This window comes from Holospora curviuscula (genome assembly GCF_002930195.1).
GTDB classification, from domain to species: domain Bacteria; phylum Pseudomonadota; class Alphaproteobacteria; order Holosporales; family Holosporaceae; genus Holospora; species Holospora curviuscula.
The window spans coordinates 1-2,116 of record NZ_PHHC01000076.1 but is presented as its reverse complement, the minus strand read 5'-3'; the positions used below and the strand labels follow the sequence as shown (position 1 = coordinate 2,116).

Here is a 2,116-nt window from a genome sequence, read left to right as displayed (position 1 = left end):
ACGCTTAAAGAGGCAACTGTAAACAATTTCCATTATGCATCTCATGATGAGCTGAAACAGCATCTGCATGCCTATCTAATGGCTTATACCTTCGCTAAACGACTTAAAGCCATCAAAGGCAAAACTCCTTGGCAATTTATTCTAAATCAGTGGATAATTCATCCAGAATATTTTACAATTAATCCTAACCATTTCTTAGCGGGACTAAACATCTAGTTTCTGACAATACTCATTGATCCACTTATTAGCAAAAAAATTTCTGGTGAGTTAGTAGAAGATGCTCTTCAGATTATGAAGAATTTTCTGAAGCAGTTAAAGATAACCGTGAAATTATTATAAAAAAAATGAAAATAATAGCTAAAAAATTATCTTATTTTTGGTATCGGGGTAGTAAACTTTAAATTCTATACAGCAATTTCTTGTCTAGACCCACTGGGTAGCGTCTTTCTAAATTTGCATGTATAAAAGAATTAAAAACGCTTTTCCCAACATGATCAGTAGGCTTGAAAATACTTTAGGACAGTATAAAAATGCTACTAAAAAAATAAACATAAATGCGCTCAGAAGTAAAATCCAGACTACCATAAGAACGCTTCAAAAAGGATATGCAGTACTTAACGCAAAAAATAGTTTGCTTCAAAGCGCGCTGATAGAATGTAGTAACCCGATGCGTTTAACTTTTAGGAATCGGGTAATTATTCGCACGCCAAATAGAGTCCTCCAAAGAGAGTAGAGAAATAATGTAGTGTATATTGAACAAATTAATCCTTTAATTCAAAGGGATCGAAAAGGTAAAAGAACCGAGCAAGACCTCCAGGAGCGAACTGCCTTATCTAAAACACAAGCTCCATATTTTGTTAAGAAAGCACTAGGACCTGTGGAAGTCAGTATTAAACAAGTTATAGAGGGTAAAGAGTATTATGATAAACAGTTACGTAAAAAGTTTAAATAGAAGGAATAAGTATAGGATTGACATCAAAGAGAGGTGAGAGAGGTCAAAAAGCTATACAAAGTGATCTAAAAAACGGAGCGTGAAAAGTCATAAAAAAAGGGATCAACACGCGCAAGGGAAAGTAAGGAAGGCCGCCACTTAAACAATGCTAAGCGGGTATGGAACGGCAGAATTTATATCGCAAAAAATGGCTGGTTTTGGAGGGATCTCCCTAAAAAGTTTGGGCCATGAAAGAGAGCATTGAAAGGCTTTAACAGGCTAAAGCATAGAGAAATCATTCAAGAATTCACAGATAAACCCAGAGACAGCATTAGAATGTGCCGACATTTATAATGAAGTGTTGTAAGATTAAGGATTGTAAGGAATACGAGAGGACCAATGGGAAGGAATAAAAGAAAGTTTTCCTGGGAAAAGAAGGGGATTCAGGACGTACTAGTAACGATAACCAGAAATTTATCAATGCCGTGAGGTGGATTTCCCGCAAGGGTTCAGCGTGGCGTGCCTTGCCAGAATCTTACGAGAAATAGTCGGGGGTTCATAAACGATTAATAAGATGGTCCAAAGCCGGTATGTGGCAAATGACTTTCAATACCCTTGCAGTAGATTCTGGTATAAAATGGATCATGATTGATTCCACCATGATTCGCTCCCATCAACACCCCGCAGGCGTCAGAAAAAAATAGATTCAATGGTACACAAGAACAAGAGCCAGTTTTAGCACGCAGATCCACACCGCATGGGATATTTTAGGTAACCCCATCAGATTCATTCTATCGCTTGGTCAGTACTCTGACTATACAAAAGCCCTTGATTTAATGGAGAATTTCGACTTTAAAAAGCTATTGGCGGATAAAGGCTATGATGCCGATAACATTGTCCATTATACTGGCAGAAATAAAGCCGTTATGCCCACGATCTACGCGAAAAATCTAGTCGAGCGAATGTTCAAACACGTTAACCCATTTCAGGCTCGTTACACCTAGATATGACACACTTTCACACGCTTTTCTTTCCTTCGTTCATTTTGCTGCATCACTTAGGTAAACTTAAATGTTAAAACGCCCTACTCTTCGGGCTAAAAATAATACTTTTTCCCTTTTACGCAGCCGATTTTAATCCTATACAAAAGTTCTGGTCTCATAATAAGCCGATGGAGTAAGGAGC

At 37.7% G+C, this 2,116-nt stretch carries 1 protein-coding gene and 2 pseudogenes; all 3 read left to right on the top strand.

Annotation, left to right across the window (positions count from 1 at the left end):
* A pseudogene (locus HCUR_RS01800) lies at nt 1–216 on the top strand (IS481 family transposase); the annotation flags it as partial.
* A 529-nt stretch (nt 217–745) separates the two neighbouring features.
* A complete protein-coding gene (locus HCUR_RS01790) occupies nt 746–952 on the top strand; it encodes a hypothetical protein (RefSeq protein ID WP_104206481.1) in 207 nt (68 codons plus the stop codon).
* A 364-nt stretch (nt 953–1,316) separates the two neighbouring features.
* Nucleotides 1,317–1,996: pseudogene (locus HCUR_RS10060) on the top strand (IS5 family transposase).
* Nucleotides 1,997–2,116 lie beyond the last annotated feature (120 nt).